At 69.8% G+C, this 19,423-nt stretch carries 20 protein-coding genes; 10 read left to right on the top strand and 10 right to left on the bottom strand.

Annotated elements, in window-relative coordinates:
• Nucleotides 1-2 precede the first annotated feature (2 nt).
• The 5 genes from ACFWDI_RS16595 to paaA are packed head-to-tail and all read right to left on the bottom strand — an operon-like array spanning nt 3 to nt 3,599.
• Nucleotides 3-1,058 (bottom strand): 2Fe-2S iron-sulfur cluster-binding protein, encoded by a 1,056-nt coding sequence (locus tag ACFWDI_RS16595; protein ID WP_327324849.1) that lies wholly within the window; start codon nt 1,056-1,058, stop codon nt 3-5.
• Entirely contained in the window at nt 1,059-1,628 is a 570-nt protein-coding gene (gene paaD / locus ACFWDI_RS16590) for a 1,2-phenylacetyl-CoA epoxidase subunit PaaD (RefSeq protein WP_385304582.1), read from the bottom strand.
• 5 nt (nt 1,629-1,633) lie between these two features.
• Nucleotides 1,634-2,350, bottom strand: a complete 717-nt coding sequence (gene paaC / locus ACFWDI_RS16585) for a 1,2-phenylacetyl-CoA epoxidase subunit PaaC (RefSeq protein ID WP_385304580.1) — start codon at nt 2,348-2,350, stop codon at nt 1,634-1,636.
• Nucleotides 2,347-2,637: a 1,2-phenylacetyl-CoA epoxidase subunit PaaB gene (paaB, locus tag ACFWDI_RS16580; RefSeq protein WP_385304578.1), complete on the bottom strand. Its 291-nt coding sequence runs from the start codon at nt 2,635-2,637 to the stop codon at nt 2,347-2,349. Before paaB ends, paaC begins: the two co-directional genes overlap by 4 nt.
• Nucleotides 2,634-3,599 (bottom strand): 1,2-phenylacetyl-CoA epoxidase subunit PaaA, encoded by a 966-nt coding sequence (gene paaA, locus ACFWDI_RS16575; protein WP_385304576.1) that lies wholly within the window; start codon nt 3,597-3,599, stop codon nt 2,634-2,636. The genes paaB and paaA overlap by 4 nt, the downstream gene beginning before the upstream one ends.
• Before the next feature lie 113 nt (nt 3,600-3,712).
• On the opposite strand from paaA, the gene ACFWDI_RS16570 reads away from it, so the two are divergent.
• Genes ACFWDI_RS16570 through ACFWDI_RS16560 form a run of 3 tightly spaced genes read left to right on the top strand, consistent with a single transcriptional unit; the run spans nt 3,713 to nt 6,467 of the window.
• Entirely contained in the window at nt 3,713-4,600 is an 888-nt protein-coding gene (locus ACFWDI_RS16570) for a DUF5819 family protein (RefSeq protein ID WP_385304574.1), read from the top strand.
• Complete coding sequence (locus ACFWDI_RS16565; RefSeq protein WP_385304573.1) at nt 4,597-5,793, top strand: HTTM domain-containing protein; 1,197 nt, start codon at nt 4,597-4,599, stop codon at nt 5,791-5,793. Before ACFWDI_RS16570 ends, ACFWDI_RS16565 begins: the two co-directional genes overlap by 4 nt.
• Nucleotides 5,790-6,467 (top strand): TrmH family RNA methyltransferase, encoded by a 678-nt coding sequence (locus ACFWDI_RS16560; RefSeq protein WP_385304571.1) that lies wholly within the window; start codon nt 5,790-5,792, stop codon nt 6,465-6,467. Before ACFWDI_RS16565 ends, ACFWDI_RS16560 begins: the two co-directional genes overlap by 4 nt.
• 80 nt (nt 6,468-6,547) lie before the next feature.
• On the opposite strand, the gene paaN is transcribed toward ACFWDI_RS16560, so the two are convergent.
• Nucleotides 6,548-8,209: a phenylacetic acid degradation protein PaaN gene (gene paaN / locus ACFWDI_RS16555; protein ID WP_385304570.1), complete on the bottom strand. Its 1,662-nt coding sequence runs from the start codon at nt 8,207-8,209 to the stop codon at nt 6,548-6,550.
• Between the two features lie 141 nt (nt 8,210-8,350).
• Here paaN and ACFWDI_RS16550 point away from each other — a divergent pair, with 141 nt between their 5' ends.
• On the top strand, nt 8,351-9,862 hold the full coding sequence (locus ACFWDI_RS16550; RefSeq protein WP_385304717.1) for a 3-hydroxyacyl-CoA dehydrogenase: 1,512 nt from the start codon (nt 8,351-8,353) through the stop codon (nt 9,860-9,862).
• Entirely contained in the window at nt 9,859-10,452 is a 594-nt protein-coding gene (locus ACFWDI_RS16545; protein ID WP_327324856.1) for a TetR/AcrR family transcriptional regulator, read from the top strand. Before ACFWDI_RS16550 ends, ACFWDI_RS16545 begins: the two co-directional genes overlap by 4 nt.
• Before the next feature lie 95 nt (nt 10,453-10,547).
• Here the strand turns inward: ACFWDI_RS16545 and ACFWDI_RS16540 are convergent, their stop codons facing one another.
• Nucleotides 10,548-11,075 (bottom strand): Lrp/AsnC family transcriptional regulator, encoded by a 528-nt coding sequence (locus ACFWDI_RS16540; RefSeq protein ID WP_385304714.1) that lies wholly within the window; start codon nt 11,073-11,075, stop codon nt 10,548-10,550.
• Nucleotides 11,076-11,303: 228 nt separating this feature from the next.
• Here ACFWDI_RS16540 and pdhA point away from each other — a divergent pair, with 228 nt between their 5' ends.
• The 5 genes from pdhA (at nt 11,304) to ACFWDI_RS16515 (ending at nt 17,204) form a co-directional block, all read left to right on the top strand.
• Nucleotides 11,304-12,443, top strand: a complete 1,140-nt coding sequence (gene pdhA / locus ACFWDI_RS16535) for a pyruvate dehydrogenase (acetyl-transferring) E1 component subunit alpha (protein WP_327324857.1) — start codon at nt 11,304-11,306, stop codon at nt 12,441-12,443.
• Nucleotides 12,440-13,444, top strand: coding sequence for an alpha-ketoacid dehydrogenase subunit beta (locus ACFWDI_RS16530; protein ID WP_385304568.1), 1,005 nt, complete (start codon nt 12,440-12,442; stop codon nt 13,442-13,444). The genes pdhA and ACFWDI_RS16530 overlap by 4 nt, the downstream gene beginning before the upstream one ends.
• Complete coding sequence (locus ACFWDI_RS16525; protein ID WP_385304567.1) at nt 13,444-14,826, top strand: dihydrolipoamide acetyltransferase family protein; 1,383 nt, start codon at nt 13,444-13,446, stop codon at nt 14,824-14,826. Before ACFWDI_RS16530 ends, ACFWDI_RS16525 begins: the two co-directional genes overlap by 1 nt.
• 87 nt (nt 14,827-14,913) lie before the next feature.
• Complete coding sequence (locus tag ACFWDI_RS16520; RefSeq protein ID WP_385304566.1) at nt 14,914-15,834, top strand: NTP transferase domain-containing protein; 921 nt, start codon at nt 14,914-14,916, stop codon at nt 15,832-15,834.
• The gene (locus ACFWDI_RS16515) at nt 15,831-17,204 is read left to right on the top strand and encodes a molybdopterin molybdotransferase MoeA (protein WP_385304564.1); all 1,374 of its coding nucleotides are present in this window, start codon (nt 15,831-15,833) and stop codon (nt 17,202-17,204) included. Before ACFWDI_RS16520 ends, ACFWDI_RS16515 begins: the two co-directional genes overlap by 4 nt.
• A 90-nt stretch (nt 17,205-17,294) precedes the next feature.
• On the opposite strand, the gene ACFWDI_RS16510 is transcribed toward ACFWDI_RS16515, so the two are convergent.
• From ACFWDI_RS16510 to ACFWDI_RS16500, 3 genes are all read right to left on the bottom strand, one after another.
• Nucleotides 17,295-18,278 carry a potassium channel family protein gene (locus tag ACFWDI_RS16510; protein WP_385304711.1) on the bottom strand — a complete coding sequence of 328 codons (984 nt, stop codon included), beginning with the start codon at nt 18,276-18,278 and terminating at the stop codon, nt 17,295-17,297.
• A 215-nt stretch (nt 18,279-18,493) separates the two neighbouring features.
• Nucleotides 18,494-18,700 carry a hypothetical protein gene (locus tag ACFWDI_RS16505; RefSeq protein ID WP_385304563.1) on the bottom strand — a complete coding sequence of 69 codons (207 nt, stop codon included), beginning with the start codon at nt 18,698-18,700 and terminating at the stop codon, nt 18,494-18,496.
• Nucleotides 18,700-18,984, bottom strand: coding sequence for a hypothetical protein (locus ACFWDI_RS16500; RefSeq protein ID WP_385304726.1), 285 nt, complete (start codon nt 18,982-18,984; stop codon nt 18,700-18,702). Before ACFWDI_RS16500 ends, ACFWDI_RS16505 begins: the two co-directional genes overlap by 1 nt.
• Nucleotides 18,985-19,423: the final 439 nt, after the last annotated feature.

Raw genomic sequence — 19,423 nt, 5'->3', positions numbered from 1 at the left:
CGTCAGCGGTCGAAGTCCAACTCCACTTCCGGTGTGGCCGGATGGGACTGGCAGGCCAGTACATAGCCCGCGTCGGTCTCCTCCGGCTCCAGCGCGAAATTGCGGTCCATGCGCACCTCGCCCGAAACCAGGAAGGCTCGGCAAGTGCCGCAGACCCCGCCCTTGCACGCGTACGGCGCGTCCGAGCGGCTGCGCAGCACTGTCTCCAGCAGCGATTCGCCTTCCTGTACCGGCCACTTGCCGGACCGGCCGTCGAGGGTGGCGGTGAGTGAGGCGCGGGCCGGGGCGGTCACCGACGCCGGAGCGGGCGCCGAGCCGTCGTCGACATGGAAGATCTCCTCGTGGATACGGCTCCGGTCCACGCCGAGCCCGCGCAGCGCGCGCTCGGCGCCCTGGACCAGGCCGAACGGGCCGCACAGGAACCAGCCGTCCACATCCGCCACCGGAAGCAGGGCCGGCAGCAGCCCGGTCAGCCGCTCCTGATCCAGCCGTCCGGACGGCAGACCTGACTGCTGTTCCTCCCGGGAAAGCACAGTGACCAGCTGAAAGCGGTCCGGGAAGCGGTCCTTCAGATCGGCGACCTCATCCAGGAACATTGTGGACGCCGCGGTGCGGTCGCTTCGTATCAGACAGAACCGCGCCTCCGGCTCCCGCGCCAGCAGCGTCGCCGCCATCGACAGCACCGGGGTGATGCCGCTGCCGCCGACGACCGCGGCGAAGTGCCCGGGACGCGGCGCGAGGAGGAACCTGCCCATCGGGGGCATCACCTCGACGGTGTCGCCCACGACGAGCTCCTTGAGCGCATACGTCGAGAACTCGCCGCCGTCGACCAGCCGGATGCCCACGCGCAGTACCGGATCACTGCCGGCCGGGGCGGCCGGAGCGCAGATCGAGTACGTACGACGGATCTCCTGGCCCTGCACGAGCCTGCGCAGGGCGAGATGCTGACCGGGGGTGTGGCGGAAGGTCTCCCGCAGCTCGGGCGGCACCTGGAGAGTGACAGCGACCGAGTCGTCCGTGAGCTGTTCGACCTCGCTGACCCGGAGCGGATGGAACATCTACAACTCCTTGAAGTGGTCGAAGGGTTCGCGGCAGGCGACACAGCGGCGCAGTGCCTTGCAGGCGGTGGAGGAGAACCTGCTGAGCAGCTCGGTGTCGGTCGATCCGCAGTGTGGGCAGCGCACGGAGAGAGTGAGCGGCACCGGTCCCTCCGCCGCGTGTGAGCGGGGTGGGGCTATTCCGAACTCGGCGAGCTTGCGCCGTCCTTCTGCGCTGATGTCGTCCGTGGACCAGGCCGGGGAGAGGACCTTGATCACCGAAACATCCGGTATCCCGTGGCTGTGCAACACCTGCTCGATGTCCGAGGTCATGGCCTCGATCGCCGGGCAGCCGGTGTACGTGGGGGTCAGCTCGACCTCTACCCTGCCGGGTCCGAGGATCTGGACTGCGCGGAGCACGCCGAGCTCCTCCAGTGTCAGCACCGGCAGCTCCGGGTCGGGCACGGAGCCGGCGAGCCTGCGCAGCTCGGCCTCGAGCCGCGTATCGGTCCCGGTGGGGGGCCTGGTTGTGGTCCCGGTCGAGGTTGCGGTTGTGGCCCCTGTCGCGGTCCCGGTCTCAGCTGTGGTCATCTCGGTCACCATGACGCCCCCGGATGGCTGCGATGCAGATGCTGCATCTCGGCAAGCATCCGCCCGAAGGACTCGGTGTGCAGACCCTGCCGTCCCGCGCCCGCCGACCATCCGCCGGACCGCGGCCCGTCGGGCACGGTGAGTGTCGCGCGCTCCAGGACCGCGGTGACGGTCTCGAGCCAGCTGTCCTGCAACGACTGCCAGTCGATGTCCAGCCCGTCGACCGGCTGGAACATCTCGCCGGTGAACCGCCACAGCGCGTCGCACGCCCGCTGCATCCGCTCATGGCTCTCGTCGGTGCCGTCACCGAGCCGCTCGGTCCAGTGCTCGGCGTGGTCCTGGTGGTACGCGACCTCCTTGACCGCCTTCGCCGCGAGCCCGGCGAACTCACTGTCCCCGGTCGCCAGCCGTCCATACAGCAGGCGCTGGTAGACGGAGAAGTAGAGCTGGCGGGCGATGGTGTGTGCGAAGTCGCCGTTCGGCTGCTCGACCAGCTGGAGATTGCGGAATGCCCGCTCCTCGCGCAGATATGCCAGCTCGTCCTCGTCCCCGACGAGGGAGAGCAGCACCCGCGCCTGGCCCAGCAGGTCCAGCGCGATATTGGCGAGTGCGACATCCTCCTCCAGCACGGGCGCATGGCCCGCCCACTCCCCCAGCCGGTGCGAGAGCACCAGCGCGTCGTCGCCGAGAGCGAGTGCCGCGGCATTCACCGTCGTGGTCACAGGTGCTTCACCCCTTCCGGGATCTCGTAGAAGGTCGGGTGCCGGTAGGGCTTGTCGCCGGCCGGCTCGAAGAACGAGTCCTTCTCGTCCGGCGAGGAGGCCGTGATCTCCGTGGACGGCACCACCCAGATCGAGACGCCTTCGTTCCGCCGGGTGTAGAGATCGCGGGCGTTGCGCAGGGCCATCTCCGCGTCCGGGGCGTGCAGGCTTCCCGCGTGGGTGTGGGACAGCCCCCTGCGTGAGCGGACAAAGACCTCCCACAGCGGCCAGTCGGTCGAGCTGTTCATGCCGTCGCCTCCCCGGGCTTCACGTGCTGTGCTTGGTGCTTCGTGGCGTACGCCGCGGCCGCGTCCCGGACCCAGGCGCCCTCTTCGTGCGCCTGGCGGCGCTGGGTGATCCGCTGTTCGTTGCAGGGCCCGTTGCCCTTGAGGACTTCCTGGAACTCGGCCCAGTCGATCGCGCCGAAGTCGTGGTGTCCCCGCTCCTCGTTCCACCGCAGATCGGGGTCGGGGAGGGTGAGGCCCAGGGCTTCGGCCTGCGGGACGCAGATGTCGACGAAGCGCTGGCGCAGCTCGTCGTTGGAGTGCCGCTTGATCTTCCACGCCATGGACTGCGTCGAATGCGCCGACTCGTCGTCCGGCGGGCCGAACATCATCAGTGACGGCCACCACCAGCGGTCCACCGCGTCCTGCGCCATCTCGTGCTGCGCGGGCGTCCCGCGGGAGAGGGTGAGCAGCAGCTCGTACCCCTGCCGCTGGTGGAAGGACTCCTCCTTGCAGATCCGGACCATGGCGCGGGCGTACGGGCCGTAGGAGCAGCGGCAGAGCGGCACCTGGTTGGTGATCGCCGCGCCGTCCACCAGCCACCCGATCGCGCCGACATCGGCCCAGGTCAGCGTGGGGTAGTTGAAGATCGAGGAGTATCTCTGGCGGCCGGCGTGGAGCTTGTCGAGCAGCTCCTCGCGGCTCGTGCCCAGCGTTTCGGCGGCGCTGTACAGGTACAGCCCGTGGCCCGCTTCGTCCTGCACCTTGGCCATCAGGATCGCCTTGCGACGAAGCGAGGGCGCCCGGGTGATCCAGTTCGCCTCGGGCTGCATTCCGATGATCTCGGAGTGGGCGTGCTGCGCCATCTGGCGCACCAGCGTGGCCCGGTACGCGTCCGGCATCCAGTCGCGTGGCTCGATGCGCTCGTCGGCGGCCACGGCGGCGTCAAAAACCGCCTCGTACGTATCCGCAGTCACTGCCGTCATCCGGGCCCCCTACCGACCGATCGTTCGGTTCATTGGCTTCAATGGTGAGTCGACGGCCCGTAGGGTGTCAACCCTGTGGATAACTGAGGTGGACCGATGGGGATCGGGGCGGGATGGACTCCTACGAGGACGAGGACGTCGAACGCGCCAGGAGCCTGAGCTCCGGGCCGCCGCCCGGAGACGCTCCCGAGCCCGCTGACCAGCCCGAATCCCTGACCGAGCCGGAGTCCGACCCCGAGCCGGACTCCGACCCCGAGCCGGAGTCCGACCCCGAGCCTGGGCCGCAGCCCCGGTACGAGTCCCAGCCCCAGTTCGAGTCCGAGCCCGAGAGCGCCCACACGAGTGGCATGGCGGCGCTCTCCCTCCCCTACCAGGTGGCCGCCGCCGTCTCGCTCGCGATCATCGGCGCCCTCGCCTGCGTCCACCTGGCCATGGTGTTTCTGCACGTCGCCCCTTCCAACACCGTGACCAAGCAGTACGGCGAGGCGGTCGACGGCTGGGTCTATCCCGAGTTCGAGCAGAACTGGAAGCTCTTCGCCCCCAATCCGCTCCAGCAGAACGTCGCCGTGCAGGTCAGGGCCGAGTTCACCGTTTCCGACGGCAGCCGCAGGAGCAGCGACTGGATCGACCTCACCGACGAGGACGGCGAGGCGATCCGCGGCAACATCCTCCCCAGCCATGTCCAGCAGAACGAGCTGCGCCGGGCCTGGGACTTCTACGTCAATGCGCACGACAGCGAGAACCGCCCCAACGGTCTGCGCGGCCAGCTCTCCGAGAGCTATGTCCGCCGCATCGTGATGCAGCGACTGGATGCGCACGATCTGGGCGGCCCCGTCGAGCGGATCCAGCTCAGGTCCTCGACCCGCTCGGTCAAGGCCCCGGAGTGGAGCGACGAGAAGATAGACACCCGCCCCGTCCACCGGGTCCTGCCCTGGTGGACGGTGACTGCCGCTGATCTCCCCGGGGGAGTCCGTAACGGTCGTACGGAGGCGGGCGCGTGAACAAAACCGTCGACGGCCGGCTCGCTCGCACCGTCCAGCGCGTCACCTCCACCGCCCTCGGTCCGTACCAGAGCGCGACCATACGGATCGGCTTCGCCGCCGGCTGGCTGCTCTTCCTCCTGCGCGAGCTGCCCAACCGCCATGAGATGTACGGGCCCAACGGTCCGTGGAGCTGGGAGATGTCGCGGCAGCTCATCGCGGGCAATGAAGCCTTCACCGCGCTCATGTGGTCGGACAACACTCTCTGGTTCGAGATCGTGTACGGCGTCGCTGTGCTGTCCAGCGTGCTGCTGATGCTCGGCTGGCGTACCCGCACCATGTCCGTGCTCTTCATGATCGGCGTACTGTCACTGCAGAACCGTTCCATCTTCATGGGCGACGGCGGCGACAACGTCATCCATCTGATGGCGATCTATCTTGTTCTGACGCGCTGCGGACAGGTCTGGTCCCTGGACGCACGCCGAGCCGCCCGGGCAGCAGCGGCGGCAGTCCCGGGCCTGCCGCCCCGCGACCGGTTCGGCCCCGCGCTCTGGGTGGTGCTGGGATTCGGCCTGGTCATCGCCACCTTCCTGAACCAGACCGGCTCCTTGGTACTGCTGCTTCTCTGGGGACTGTGGGTGGTGCAGGGGCTCTGGTGGATGGTGAGCCGGTACGCCCCGTCCGGCGAGCCGCGAACCCTGCTGGACGTTCTCGCCAACCTCGCGCACAACGCCGCGCTCGTCGTGATCATGGCCGAGGTCTGTCTGATCTATGCGACGGCCGGCTGGTACAAGATCCAGGGCTCGCGCTGGCAGGACGGCACCGCGCTCTACTACCCGCTCAAGCTCGACTACTTCACGCCGTGGCCGGCCCTGTCCGACCTTCTGGCCTCGAGCGGCGTGATGGTGATGGTGCTGACGTACGGCACGGTCATCGTGCAGGTCGCCTTCCCCTTCACGCTCTTCAACCGGCGCGTCAAGAACATCCTGCTGGCGGCCATGATGATGGAGCACGCCGCGATCGCCGTGCTGCTCGGACTGCCGTTCTTCTCGCTCGCGATGATCGCCGCCGACGCGGTCTTCCTGCCGACCGCCTTCCTGGTCTGGCTCGGCGGCCGGGCCGTGCGGGGGCGGGACCGGCTGTTCTCTCGGGTGGACGTGACGCCGCGGCAGCGGCAGGGAAGCCAGGAGCAGCCCCGTACGCTCGTTGGGTGAGTACCACCGAAGAACCGATTCAGTACGACGAGGCCGCCTTCTTCCCGGGCAAGCAGAGCGTCCCCGACGAGGTCGGCGTCGGGCCGCACCCGAGGCCGTGGCCGCAGGACGCGCGGTATGACCCCGAGCTACTGGCCGAGGGCGACCGGCGCAACGTTGTCGACGAGTACCGGTACTGGACGCGCGAGGCAATCGTCGCCGACCTGGACACACGGCGGCACGACTTCCATGTGGCCGTGGAGAACTGGGGTCACGACTTCAACATCGGTTCTGTGGTGCGTACCGCCAACGCCTTCCTGGCGAGGGAGATCCACATCGTCGGCCGGCGACGCTGGAACCGGCGCGGGGCCATGGTCACCGACCGGTACCAGCATGTGCGGCACCACCCGGACACCGAGTCGCTGACCGCCTGGGCGGCGGCCAAGGGTCTGCCGATCATCGGGATCGACAATCTGCCGGGGTCGGTGCCGCTGGAGCGGACCGAGCTGCCACGGCGGTGTGTGCTGCTCTTCGGACAGGAGGGGCCCGGGCTGACGGAGGAGGCGCGCAAGCACGCGGCGATGGTGTGCTCGATCGCTCAGTTCGGCTCGACCCGCTCGATCAACGCGGGCGCGGCGGCGGCGATCGCGATGCATGCGTGGGTGCAGCGGTACGCGGAGATCCCGTCACCGTAGGGGCATGTGTGAGCGGAGGCGAGGCGGTGCCCCGTACCCGTCCTACCGGGTCACCGCCTGTCCTGCCGTCACGCTCGCCGTCACGCCTGGCGGCGGACCTCCACCACACGGAATCGGTTCGAGACGAAAGCTCCGTCACACAGTGCCGCGTTCGCCGCCGGGTTGCCGCCCGAGCCGTGGAAGTCGGAGAACGCCGCGGTCTGGTTGACGTACACCCCGCCCGTCAGATTCAGCGAGAGCTGAGCCGACTCCTCCAGGCAGATGTCCTCGATCGCGCGCTCCGTCTCCTCCGAGGTGGTGTACGCGCCGACCGTCATCGCGCCCTTGTCGCGGACCGTGCGCCGCATCAGCTCCAGCGCGTCCGCCGTCGAGTCCACGGCGACCGCGAACGACACCGGGCCGAAGCACTCCGACAGATACACCGATTCGGCGTCCGGCTTGGCGCCGTCGAGCTTGACCACGACCGGCGTACGGACGACGGCATCCGGGAAGTCGGGGTTGGTGATCTTCCGTGAGGGCAGAGCCACTTCGCCCAGTCCGGAGGCCGCCTCCAGGCGCCCCTTCACATCAGGGTTGACCAGCGCACCCAGCAGGGCGTTCGCCCGGGCGTCGTCGCCGAGCAGGCCGCCCACCGAGGCCGCGATATCGGCGACCACCTCGTCGTACGACTTGGGTCCGACGTCCGTCGTGATGCCGTCCCTCGGGATGAGGAGGTTCTGCGGGGTGGTGCACATCTGGCCGCTGTACAGCGACAGCGAGAAGGCCAGGTTGGAGAGCATCCCCTTGTAGTTGTCGGTGGAGTCGATGACGACGGTGTTGACGCCGGCCTTCTCGGTGTAGACCTGCGCCTGGCGGGCATTGGCCTCCAGCCAGTCGCCGAACCCGGTCGACCCCGTGTAGTCGATGATCTTGATCTCGGGGCGTACCGCGAGGGTCTTGGCGATCCCCTCGCCCGGACGCTCGGCGGCCAGGCAGACCAGGTTCGGATCGAACCCCGCTTCGGAGAGCACCTCGCGGGCCACGCGCACCGTGAGCGCGAGCGGCAGCACGGCGCGGGGGTGCGGCTTGACCAGGACAGGGTTGCCGGTGGCCAGGGAGGCGAACAGCCCCGGATAGCCGTTCCACGTCGGGAAGGTGTTGCAGCCGATCAGCAGGGAGATGCCGCGCCCCGCGGTGGTGAAGGTCTTCCGCAGCTCCAGGGGGTCGCGCTTGCCCTGCGGCTTGGACCACTCGGCGGCGGCCGGCGTGCGGGTCTGCTCCGCGTAGGCGTAGGCGACGGCCTCGAGGCCGCGGTCCTGGGCGTGCGGGCCGCCCGCCTGGAAGGCCATCATGAAGGCCTGGCCGCTGGTGTGCATCACCGCGTGCGCGAATTCATGGGTGCGGGCGCTGATGCGGGACAGGATCTCCACGCAGACCACAGCCCGCGTCTCGGGGCCGGCCTCGCGCCAGGCGCCCATGCCCGCGCGCATCGCGGGCAGCAGTACATCCAGGTCCGGGTGCGGATACTCGATGCCCAACTTCGGTCCGTACGGCGAGACTTCGCCGCCCGTCCAGTCGTCCGTGCCCGGCTGGTCCAGCTCGAAGCGGGAGCCGCGAAGGGCCTCGAAGGCCGCGAGCCCGTCGGCCGGCGCGCTGTCGCCGTACGCCTTGGGGTGCTCGGGATGCGGGGACCAGTACGCGCGGGTGCGGATCGCTTCGAGGGCCTGGTCGAGCGTGGGCCGGTGGGTCTCGGTCAGCTGCATGAAGGACCAACTCCTCGTCGAGCTGGGCAGGGAAGGATTGACAGAGTTAGAGTAACCGAACGATCGGTCGGTACAAGGGGGCCTGTCAAACCTGTGGACAACTCATCGGGGAGGATCACTCCCATGACCGCCATCGAGCCCATCGACGCCATCGACAAGAGCCGTACCGTCGCCGTCGTCGGCACCGGCACCATGGGGCAGGGCATTGCCCAGGTCGCCCTTGTCGCCGGCCATCCCGTACGTCTCTACGACGCCGTTCCCGGACGGGCGGGCCAGGCCGCGGAAGCCATCGGTGCGCGCCTCGACCGACTGGTCGAGAAGGGCCGGATGGACGCCATCGAGCGCGACGCCGCCCGCGGGCGGCTGCAGCCGGCCGCCGATCTTGCCGAGCTCGCCGACGCGGCGCTCGTCGTCGAGGCGGTCCTCGAGCAGCTCGCGGTCAAGCAGGAGCTGTTCGCGGCGCTGGAGAAGATCGTCGCTGACGACTGCCTGCTCGCCACCAACACCTCCTCGCTCTCCGTCACGGCCGTCGCGGGCGCTCTGGAGCGCCCCGGCCGCTTCGTCGGACTGCACTTCTTCAATCCGGCGCCCCTGCTCCCCCTCGTCGAGGTCGTCAGCGGCCATGCGACCGCGGAGGGGGCGGCCACGCGCGCGTGGGCGACGGCAGCGGCCTGGGGCAAGACTCCGGTGCGCTGTGCCGACACCCCCGGTTTCATCGTGAACCGCGTCGCCCGCCCCTTCTACGCGGAAGCCTTCGCGGTGTACGAGGAGCAGGGCGCCGATCCGGCCACCATCGACGCGGTGCTCAGAGAGTCCGGCGGCTTCAGAATGGGCCCCTTCGAGCTCACCGATCTGATCGGCCAGGACGTCAACGAGGCCGTCACACGTTCCGTCTGGGAGTCCTTCTTCCACAGCCCCAAGTTCCTCCCTTCCCTCGCGCAGCGCCGTCTTGTCGAGTCGCGCCGCCTGGGCCGGAAGTCTGGCCACGGCTGGTTCTCGCACGCGCAAGAGGCGACGAAGCCCGCGCCGCACACCGCGGAGCCGGCGGACGCCCCCGAGTCCGTCGTGGTCGAGGGTGATCTGGGACCCGCCGGGGAGCTGATCGCCATGATCAGGGAAGCGGGCATCACGGTGCGGCACGAGGACGACGACAAGGGAACGCGGCTGGTCCTGCCCGGCGGAGGCCAGCTGGTCCTCGCCGACGGCCAGACGTCCGCCGAATTCCGCGATGTCGTCTACTTCGATCTGGCACTCGACTACCGGTCCGCGACCCGGATCGCCCTGTCCGCCGCCGACAGTGTCGAGGAGCAAACGCTCAAACAGGCGACCGGCCTCTTCCAGGCGCTCGGCAAGCAGGTCAGCGTCATCGGTGACATACCGGGCATGATCGTCGCCCGTACCGTCGCGATGCTCGGCGACCTGGCGCTGGACGCGGTCGCCAAGGGGGTCGCGACCAGGGAGGACATCGACACGGCGATGCGCCTCGGGGTCAACTACCCCCTGGGGCCGGTCGAATGGAACGAAAGACTCGGACGTGACTGGGCGTGGGAACTGCTCGGCAACCTTCATGAGAGCGTGCCGACCGGACGCTACGCCCGGTCCCTCGCGCTCCATCAGTGGTCGTACGAGACCTCACAGGAGGACGCCTCATGACCACCGCCAAGCGCGATACGTACACCCCCGAGACGCTGCTGACCGTCGCCGTCCGGATCTTCAACGAGCGCGGGTACGACGGCACGTCCATGGAGCACCTCTCCAAGGCGGCCGGCATCTCCAAGTCCTCGATCTACCACCATGTCGCGGGCAAGGAGGAGCTGCTGCGCCGTGCGGTCAGCCGGGCGCTCGACTCGCTCTTCGCGATCCTTGACGAGCCGGGCGCCGTACGGGGACGGGCCATCGAGCGGGTCGAGTATGTGACCCGGCGCACCGTGGAGGTGCTGATGGCCGAGCTGCCCTATGTGACGCTGCTGCTGCGCGTACGGGGCAACACAAAGACCGAGCGGTGGGCGATGGAGCGGCGCCGCGAGTTCGACCAGCGGGTTGCCGATCTGCTCAAGGCTGCCGCGGCGGACGGTGATCTCCGCGCGGACATGGACATCCGGCTGGCGACCCGGCTGCTCTTCGGCATGGTGAACTCCCTGGTGGAGTGGTACCGGCCGCATGCGGGTGGCGGCTATGACGGCGATCAGGTCGCCGAGGCGGTCGTACGACTGGCCTTCGACGGGCTGCGGACGGGCTCCTAGAGCCGACTGGGCCGGCGCGGGGCCGACTGGGCCGACTGGAGCCACGGCTCATTGAGCCGACCGGGCCCACTGAACCGACCGATCCCCAGCCGGGCCTACAGGAGCGGCTCGGCGTCCGGGGGCGGCTCCGCGATCCGCCCGGGGCCCGGATCGAGATCCGTCTCCTCGAAGACCAGCAGCGTGCGCGTGGACAGCACTTCCGGGATGGACTGGAGCCTGGTCAGGACGAGCTCGCGCAGCGTGCGGTTGTCCGGGGTGTGCACCAACAGGAGTACGTCGAAGTCTCCGCTGACCAGCGCGATATGGGTGGCGCCGGGCAGCGCCTGCAACTGCTCGCGCACCGTGCGCCAGGAGTTCTGCACGATCTTGAGCGTGATGTAGGCGGAGGCACCCTGACCTGCCCGTTCATGGTTGACGCGGGCGCTGAAGCCGCGGATCACACCGTCGTCGATGAGCCTGTTGATACGGGCGTAGGCATTCGCGCGGGAGACATGGACCCGTTCAGCCACGGAGCGGATCGAGGCGCGACCGTCCGATTGCAGGATGCGCAGGATGTCTCGGTCGATGGCGTCGAGCGGTCGCGCTGGAGGGGTCTGCTCCGCGCGGTCACCACCCTCGGCCATTTGTTCAGCTGCCATATCCCCCCGCCTCCCTGGCATGGACGACCTGTCTCCATCTCAGGCTGTGGAGAACCGTTTGTCCACAGGCTGAAGGCGCCTGTAGCCAAAATGCGTCCACGACCGAACAATCGGTAGGTGAGGCGCGACACACTCGCGCCACTTCGTCATTGCTTTCGTCATTGCTTTCGTCGTCGCTCCCACGAGGAGGTGCTCGCGTTGAGAAAGAGCAGCATGACGGTCCAAGAGCTGCCCGGTGCCGCTGACGCCTACCGGCCCACCCCGCCCCCGGCGTGGAAGCCCCGGACCGACCCCGCACCACTGCTCCCGGACCCGGAGCCGTACCGCGTGCTCGGCACGGACGCCGCAGCCGGTGCCGACCCCGAGCTGCTGCTGCGGCTGTACGCGCAGCTGGTGCGCGGCCGCAGGTACAACGTCCAGGCGACCGCCCTGACGAAGCAGGGCCGACTGGCCGTCTACCCGTCGAGCACCGGGCAGGAGGCGTGCGAGGTGGCGGCTGCGCTGGCGCTGGAGGAGCGGGACTGGCTCTTCCCCAGCTACCGCGACACCCTCGCGGCCGTGGCGCGCGGCCTCGACCCCGTACAGGCGCTGACGCTGCTGCGCGGCGACTGGCACACCGGATACGACCCGCGTGAGCACCGCATAGCGCCCCTGTGCACGCCCCTCGCCACGCAGCTGCCGCACGCCGTGGGCCTGGCGCACGCCGCCCGGCTCAAGGGCGACGACGTCGTCGCGCTCGCCATGGTCGGCGACGGCGGCACCAGCGAGGGCGACTTCCACGAGGCGCTGAACTTCGCCGCCGTATGGCGGGCCCCCGTCGTCTTCCTCGTCCAGAACAACGGCTTCGCCATCTCGGTCCCGCTGGCCAAGCAGACCGCGGCCCCTTCGCTGGCCCACAAGGCCGTGGGGTACGGAATGCCCGGCCGGCTCGTCGACGGCAACGACGCGGCCGCGGTGCACGAGGTGCTCGGTGAGGCCGTGGCGCGGGCCAGGCGCGGTGGCGGTCCGACGCTGATCGAGGCCGTGACGTACCGCATCGACGCCCATACGAACGCCGACGACGCGACCCGCTACCGGGGCGAGAGCGAGGTCGAGACCTGGCGTGCGCACGATCCGATCCGGCTGCTGGAGCGGGAGTTGACGGAGCGAGGGCTGCTCGACGAGGACGGCATACGGGCGGCTGCCGAGGCGGCCGAGACGATGGCCGCGGATCTGCGCGAGCGGATGAACGCAGACCCGGTGCTCGACCCGATGGACCTTTTCGAGCATGTCTACGCCGAGCAGACGAGCCAGCTGCGGGAGCAGTCGGCACAGCTGCGGGCCGAGCTGGACGCGGAGGGAGAGGCGCGATGACCACGGCCGCGGTGAAGCCCGCTTCCATGGCTCAGGCCCTGCAGCGCGCGATGCGCGACGCGATGGCCGAGGACCCGACCGTTCATGTGCTGGGGGAGGACGTCGGCACGCTCGGCGGGGTCTTCCGGGTCACGGACGGGCTCGCCAAAGAGTTCGGCGAGGACCGCTGTACCGACACCCCGCTCGCGGAGGCGGGCATCCTTGGCACCGCTGTCGGCATGGCGATGTACGGGCTGCGGCCGGTCGTCGAGATGCAGTTCGACGCCTTCGCCTATCCGGCGTTCGAGCAGCTGATCAGCCATGTGGCGCGGATGCGGAACCGCACCCGGGGCGGGATGCCGCTGCCGATCACCGTGCGCGTGCCGTACGGCGGCGGAATCGGCGGCGTCGAGCACCACAGCGACTCGTCCGAGGCGTACTACATGGCGACTCCGGGGCTCCATGTCGTCACGCCGTCTACGGTCGACGACGCGTACGGGCTGCTGCGGGCCGCGATCGCCTCCGACGACCCGGTGGTCTTCCTGGAGCCGAAGCGGCTGTACTGGTCGAAGGCGCAGTGGTCGCCGGAAGCGCCGTCCATGGTCGAACCGATAGGCCGGGCCGTCGTCCGGCGTCCCGGGCGCAGCGCCACGCTCATCACGTACGGGCCGTCCGTGCCGGTCTGCATGGAGGCGGCGGAGGCCGCCGCGGCCGAGGGCTGGGACCTGGAAGTCGTCGATCTGCGCTCGCTGGTGCCCTTCGACGACGAGACTGTCTGCGCGTCCGTGCGGCGCACGGGCCGGGCGGTCGTCGTCCACGAGGCCACCGGCTTCGGCGGTCCCGGAGGGGAGATCGCCGCGCGGGTGACGGAGCGCTGCTTCCACCATCTGGAGGCGCCGGTGCTGCGGGTCGCGGGGTTCGACATTCCGTATCCGCCGCCGATGCTCGAACGGCATCATCTGCCGGGAGTGGACCGAGTGCTGGACGCGGTGGCGCGGCTGCAGTGGGAGGCGGGGAGCTGATGGCCCAGGTGCTCGAATTCAAGCTCCCCGACCTCGGGGAGGGGCTGACCGAGGCGGAGATCGTCCGCTGGCTGGTGGCCGTGGGCGATGTCGTCGCGATCGACCAGCCGGTCGTCGAGGTCGAGACGGCCAAGGCGATGGTGGAGGTGCCGTGCCCGTACGGGGGTGTGGTGACCGCGCGCTTCGGCGAGGAGGGCACGGAACTGCCGGTCGGGGCGCCCCTGCTGACAGTCGCGGTCGGTGCGATGGAATCGAACGGATCCGCGGGAGCTTCGGGCTCGTCCGACTCCTCGGGATCCGCCGGCGAATCGTCCGGCAATGTGCTGGTCGGCTATGGGACGGGGGCGCCGGCTGCGCGCAGGCGCCGTATCCGGCCTGCCGCGCCGACTGCCGCCGCGCCTGTCACAGCTCCGGCGGCCGCCTCGGCTCCGGCGCCTGTTCAGGCGCCTGTTGAGGCGCCCGTCGAGGCTCCGGTGCCCGTTGGGGACGTGACGCAGGGCGGGCCCGTGCCCGTCATCTCGCCGCTCGTCCGCAGGCTCGCCCGTGAACACGGTCTCGATCTGCGCCGGTTGACCGGGTCGGGGCCGGACGGTCTGATCCTGCGTGCCGATGTCGAGCACGCCATGCGGGCCGCCGATACGACTGCCGCGCCGGAGCCCGCCGTGGCCGCCACCGCGGCCGCCTCCGGAACGCGCGGTGAGCGTGTACCGCTGCGTGGCATCCGCGGAGTCGTGGCCGACAAGCTGTCCCGCAGCCGGCGCGAGATACCGGACGCCACCTGCTGGGTCGACGCTGACGCGACCGAGCTGATGGCCGCGCGGGCCTCGATGAACGCCGCGGGCGGTCCGAAGATCTCGCTTCTGGCGCTGCTCGCCCGGATCTGTACCGCCGCGCTCGCCCGCCACCCGGAGCTCAACTCCACAGTGGACATGGAGGCCAGGGAGATTGTGCGCCTGCCCGAGGTGCACCTCGGGTTCGCGGCGCAGACCGAGCGAGGCCTGGTCGTCCCCGTCGTACGGGATGCGCACAGCCGCTCGGCCGAGTCGCTGACCGCGGAGTTCGGGCGTCTGACGGATGCTGCCAGGGACGGGACGCTGACTCCGGCGGATCTGACCGGCGGGACGTTCACGCTGAACAACTACGGGGTCTTCGGCGTCGACGGCTCCACGCCGATCATCAATCACCCGGAGGCGGCCATGCTCGGCGTCGGCCGGATCGTGCCGAAGCCATGGGTGCACCAGGGCGAGCTGGCTGTCCGCCAGGTCGTCCAGCTGTCGCTGACCTTCGACCACCGGGTCTGCGACGGCGGCACGGCAGGCGGTTTCCTGCGGTATGTGGCCGACTGCGTGGAGCATCCGGCGGTGCTGCTGCGCAGCCTGTAGATCCACCGGACGGTCCACCCCGTCCACATACCAAGAGAGATCCAAACGGGGCTCCCCGCCCAAGCGATCGCGGCCCATACTTCAGGGATGACCGCGTATGACGCCATCGTGCTCGCCGGAGGTGCCGCGAAGCGGCTGGGCGGGGCCGACAAGCCTGCGGTGAGCGTGGGTGGGCGGGCCCTGCTCGACCGTGTGCTCGGGGTGTGCCGCGACGCGGGGCGCACCGTTGTCGTCGGGGGACGCCGGGTCACCGCGCGCCCCGTGGTCTGGGCGCGCGAGGAGCCCCCGGGCGGTGGGCCGCTCGCCGCGCTGGACGCCGGCGTGCGGCAGATCGGGGCACCGGCCGTCCTGGTGCTCTCCGCCGATCTGCCGTTCCTGGGGGAGCGGACGGTACGGCAGTTGATCGACGTCCTCGACACGAGCGGGCGGGAGGCGGCCCTGCTCACCGATCCCGGCGGCCGTGACCAGCCTCTCGTCGCGGCGTACCGCACCGAACCGCTGCGCCGTGAACTCGCGCTCCTCGCCACCGAGCACGGGAGTCTGGCCGGGCTGCCATTGCGTCTGCTGACGCAGGAATTGGACCTCGCCCGGATCGCCGCGGAGCCGCTCGCCTCCTTTGACTGCGACACCTGGGAGGACATCTCCGCAGCCCGGGCCCGTATCAGGGAGCATGGGAACGTGCTGGACGAATGGATCACCGCAGTCAAGGACGAACTCGGCATCGAACTCGACGTCGACACCGGCGTCCTGCTCGACCTCGCCCGGGACGCCGCGCATGGCGTCGCGCGTCCCGCCGCACCGCTCACCACCTTCCTGGTGGGCTACGCAGCCGCCAGGGCGGGCGGCGGCCCGGAGGCGGTCGCCCAGGCCGCCCGCAAGGCCGCCGCGCTGGCCGCGCGCTGGGCCGGCGAGGCCGATCAGGCCACCCCTGGTACCGCGGCCGGTCCGGCCGCCTCCGGAGGGAAGCCCGACAAGCCCCCCAAGAACGACGAGGCCGACGCCGGATGACCGGTCAGGACCACGAGGTCGACGCCGCTGACGGAACCGTGGACGAGCCCGATGCGGACGGCGTCGAGGAAGCCCTCGCGCTCGTCGGCCGCCGGACCCGGCAGAAGTCGGTGCCCGCCCCCGGCACGACCCGGCACCGTGCCGCCCCCTGGCCCGACGCCCGCGGTCTCGCCGCCCGCCTCGGACGGGCCGCTCCGCCGCGTACCCAGCGCGTGCCTCTCGATCAGGCCCTCGGCCGGGTTCTCGCCGAGCCGCTCACCGCGCTCTGCGATCTGCCCCCCTTCGACACCTCCGCAATGGACGGCTGGGTCGTCGCGGGGCCCGGTCCATGGACCGTTCAGGGCGACGGCTCGATCCTCGCCGGGCACGCCGACGCCCCGCCGCTCCCCGACGGAGCGGCCGTACGGATCGCCACCGGCGCCCGTATTCCGCCCGAGGCCACTGCGGTAATCCGCACCGAGCACTCCCGTACCGACACGGACAAGGGCCAGCTGTACGCCGAGCGCGAGGTGGTCCCCGGTCAGGACATCCGGCCGCGTGGACAGGAGTGTCGCTCCGGCGACCAACTGCTGCCTGCCGCATCCCTGGTGACCCCGGCGGTGCTCGGCCTCGCCGCGGCCGCCGGCTACGACGAGCTGCTCACGGTCCCCCGGCCCCGCGTCGAGGTCCTTGTCCTCGGCGATGAGCTCCTCACCGCCGGACTCCCCCACGATGGCCTGATCCGCGATGCCCTGGGGCCAATGATCGGTCCCTGGCTGCGCGCTCTCGGTGTCGAGGTCATCGCCACGCGCCGCCTCGGTGACGACGCCGAAGCCCTCCATGAGGCCGTCACCACCTCCGATGCCGACCTCCTCCTGACCACCGGTGGCACGGCTGCGGGTCCGGTCGACCATGTCCACCCGGTGCTGCGGAAGGCGGGTGCGGAGCTGCTGGTCGACGGAGTCGCCGTACGCCCAGGCCATCCGATGCTGCTGGCCCGGCTCGCCCCCGACCCGCACCGGCCGGACGGATCCCGGGACAGATATCTGGTGGGCCTGCCCGGCAATCCACTCGCTGCCGTCTCCGGACTCCTCACCCTCGCCGAGCCGCTGTTGCGTGCGCTCGCGGCCCGGCCCGCCCCTGCCCCGTATCGCGCCCCCGTACGTGACGAGGTGCACGGGCACCCGTACGACACCCGCCTTGTGCCCTTCGTCCACCGCGCCGACCAGCTGGTCCCGCTGCACTACAACGGACCGGCCATGCTGCGCGGTATCGCCGCCGCCGATGGTCTTGTCGTCGTGCCGCCGGGCGGCGCGCGTGCCGGTGACGAGCTGGAGGTCCTCGATCTGCCCTGGGCGCCATCGAACGCCCAGGATGGGTGTTTCACGTGAAACTTCCCGGTCGAGACGCCATTGCCCGCGATACCGACGAGCACCTGGTCACCAGCCGGGTGAAACACAAGAAACGCCTGGTCAGCGGTTCTACTGGGTACGGGTCACCGTGATCAGCCGATCGCCGGGCCGGAGCGTCGCGGCGTCTGGGTGGTCGTAGCCCAGAATCTCGTTCCTGCGCACGACAGCGACAACGAGGTCCTTGCACTCGCGGGGTGATCGGCCCGTCTCTTCGTTGGTCACCGGCCGCTCTGACAAATCAAGTCCGGTGCCATAGGTCATCAGCTCCTCCAGCACCGTGCCCACGTAGGGCTTGCCAGTGGAGAGCCCGAGCAGCCGTCCGGCCGAACTGGAGCTGGTTACCACGGCATCCGCACCACTCTGTTTGATCAGCGGTACGTTCTCGTCTTCCCGGACAGCCGTGACGATGGCGGCTCGCCTGTTGAGCTGTCTCGCGGTGAGCGTGACCAATGTGGCGGTGTCGTCCCGCTGGGGAGCGATGATCACTTGTGCGGCGCGCGGCAACTCTGCTTGCAGCAGTGTTTCGGAGCGGGTCGCGTCCCCATGGATGGCCACGAAGCCGTCACTGCTGGCGGCGTCCACCGCCTTCCGCTGAGGGTCGATGATGACGATCTTGCCTTTGGGGGTTCCCTGGCCCAGCAGCGTTGCGATGGCATGACGGCCCTTGGTGCCGTAGCCGACGACGACCACGTGGTCCTGGGTGCGGCCCTTCCAACGGTGAACACGAGCCTGCTGCCGCGTTCGTTCGGTGAGCACTTCGAGTGTGGTGCCCACCAAGATGATCAGGAAGAGCACACGCAACGGGGTGATGAGCAGGATGTTGGTCAGGCGTGCGCTGTCGCTGTGCGGAACGATGTCGCCGTATCCGGTGGTGGAGAGGGTGACCGTCGCGTAGTAAAAGGCGTCGAGGAGATCGACCGAGTTGTTGGCATTGTCGTGGTAGCCGTCGCGATCGACGTAGACGATGGCCACGGTCGCCAGCAGTACACCCAGGGCCATGGTGAGGCGTCGAAGGACTTGCTGAAGTGGAGGCACCACGCTCAGAACCGGCATGACGACGGTGCGGGCAGCGTCGGCGTCGACGCGGTCCCCCGACCGGGTGCCGGACCAGAGGGACTGGAGAACCGAGACTCTTCTCGTCTTGGTCGACTGCGTCTCGTCCTTCATGACCGGCCCTCGCGCGCAGTGATCCGCTCATTCAGCATGCCGACCATGCTCCCGTACCGAACCGGCGAATGGTGTGCAGCGGGAGGCTTGATCTGGGCTCGTCACTGCATGGCAAGTTGACCGCCGAGCACGCATGCGGTGAAGCAGCCCGCGCCAGGCGCACGCCCCACGTCCGGTCGGCCCGCGGCGAAAGCGATGGGCTGTGAATCCCGCACGACAGGGTCTTCGGGAATATCGTCGACGGTGCGGCCGGCGCCTCGGGTGCCGTACTCACGCTCCGGCTCGACCATGGCTGCGGGGTGTGGCATCAGTACCGCAATGCGTTGCGGACCTCGGCGGTCACCGTGCTGTTCAGGTCCCGGTTACTTTGGGCGGTGGCGTGGGCCGTGCCGCCCGCGGCGACCTGGGGGACCTCGAGGACGACCACATCGACCAGGTTTCCTGACTGGTCCTTGTAATTGACCACGATGGTGTAGCGCCTCGGCTTCGAGTCGTGGTTGGCGACGTTCACCGGGACCTCCGCCCGGCCGTTGGAGCCGGTCGCGATGCTGCCGAGGGTGACGTCCGCCTTGGCGTTCAATCCGCCCTTCACCTTTGCCAGCGCAGACGACGCAGCCGCCTCGGCGGAAGCGACCGCAGAGGTCGCCGCCGACGCTGCCGCAGTTCTGGCCGCGGTGGCAAGGGCGGACGCCTTCGACCTCGCGGCAGAGGCCGCCGCCGACGCGGGGGAGCTTGGAGACTCGTTCGACGAACAGCCGGTCAGTCCGGCCCAGCTGAGCATGACGGCCACCCAAGCAGCAGTGCATCGGTTGACCTGGCGTTCCATGGCTTCTCCCGACTCGACGGCACTTTCCCGTCCAGCGTCGGCTGTCCCCGCCCGCCGCACCAGCCACGCACGGCACCCGGGTGACGTCGACAGACAGTCGACAGGATCGCCGCCGGTAACGGCCCCCTGCCGAGTGAGGCCCGGACCGCCCCAGCAGGCCTTCGCAGCCTGCGTCACCCGCAAGGGCGCTCCGCACCTTGGCCTG

The sequence above is a fragment of the Streptomyces sp. NPDC060064 genome (genome assembly GCF_042736455.1).
Lineage (GTDB): Bacteria > Actinomycetota > Actinomycetes > Streptomycetales > Streptomycetaceae > Streptomyces.
Note: the sequence above shows the minus strand (reverse complement) of the source record. Positions and strands in the feature narration are given on the sequence as shown.

What these genes read in the sequence shown, in the direction of transcription:
- paaA (WP_385304576.1), bottom strand. Translation starts at nt 3,599, where the DNA reads ATGACGGCAGTGACTGCGGATACGTACGAGGCGGTTTTTGACGCCGCC.
- ACFWDI_RS16515 (WP_385304564.1), top strand. Translation starts at nt 15,831, where the DNA reads ATGACCGGTCAGGACCACGAGGTCGACGCCGCTGACGGAACCGTGGAC.
- ACFWDI_RS16545 (WP_327324856.1), top strand. Translation starts at nt 9,859, where the DNA reads ATGACCACCGCCAAGCGCGATACGTACACCCCCGAGACGCTGCTGACC.
- paaD (WP_385304582.1), bottom strand. Translation starts at nt 1,628, where the DNA reads ATGACCACAGCTGAGACCGGGACCGCGACAGGGGCCACAACCGCAACC.
- ACFWDI_RS16505 (WP_385304563.1), bottom strand. Translation starts at nt 18,700, where the DNA reads ATGCCACACCCCGCAGCCATGGTCGAGCCGGAGCGTGAGTACGGCACC.
- paaN (WP_385304570.1), bottom strand. Translation starts at nt 8,209, where the DNA reads ATGCAGCTGACCGAGACCCACCGGCCCACGCTCGACCAGGCCCTCGAA.
- paaB (WP_385304578.1), bottom strand. Translation starts at nt 2,637, where the DNA reads ATGAACAGCTCGACCGACTGGCCGCTGTGGGAGGTCTTTGTCCGCTCA.
- ACFWDI_RS16530 (WP_385304568.1), top strand. Translation starts at nt 12,440, where the DNA reads ATGACCACGGCCGCGGTGAAGCCCGCTTCCATGGCTCAGGCCCTGCAG.
- ACFWDI_RS16510 (WP_385304711.1), bottom strand. Translation starts at nt 18,278, where the DNA reads ATGCCGGTTCTGAGCGTGGTGCCTCCACTTCAGCAAGTCCTTCGACGC.
- ACFWDI_RS16520 (WP_385304566.1), top strand. Translation starts at nt 14,914, where the DNA reads ATGACCGCGTATGACGCCATCGTGCTCGCCGGAGGTGCCGCGAAGCGG.
- ACFWDI_RS16570 (WP_385304574.1), top strand. Translation starts at nt 3,713, where the DNA reads ATGGACTCCTACGAGGACGAGGACGTCGAACGCGCCAGGAGCCTGAGC.
- pdhA (WP_327324857.1), top strand. Translation starts at nt 11,304, where the DNA reads ATGACGGTCCAAGAGCTGCCCGGTGCCGCTGACGCCTACCGGCCCACC.
- ACFWDI_RS16525 (WP_385304567.1), top strand. Translation starts at nt 13,444, where the DNA reads ATGGCCCAGGTGCTCGAATTCAAGCTCCCCGACCTCGGGGAGGGGCTG.
- ACFWDI_RS16540 (WP_385304714.1), bottom strand. Translation starts at nt 11,075, where the DNA reads ATGGCCGAGGGTGGTGACCGCGCGGAGCAGACCCCTCCAGCGCGACCG.
- ACFWDI_RS16595 (WP_327324849.1), bottom strand. Translation starts at nt 1,058, where the DNA reads ATGTTCCATCCGCTCCGGGTCAGCGAGGTCGAACAGCTCACGGACGAC.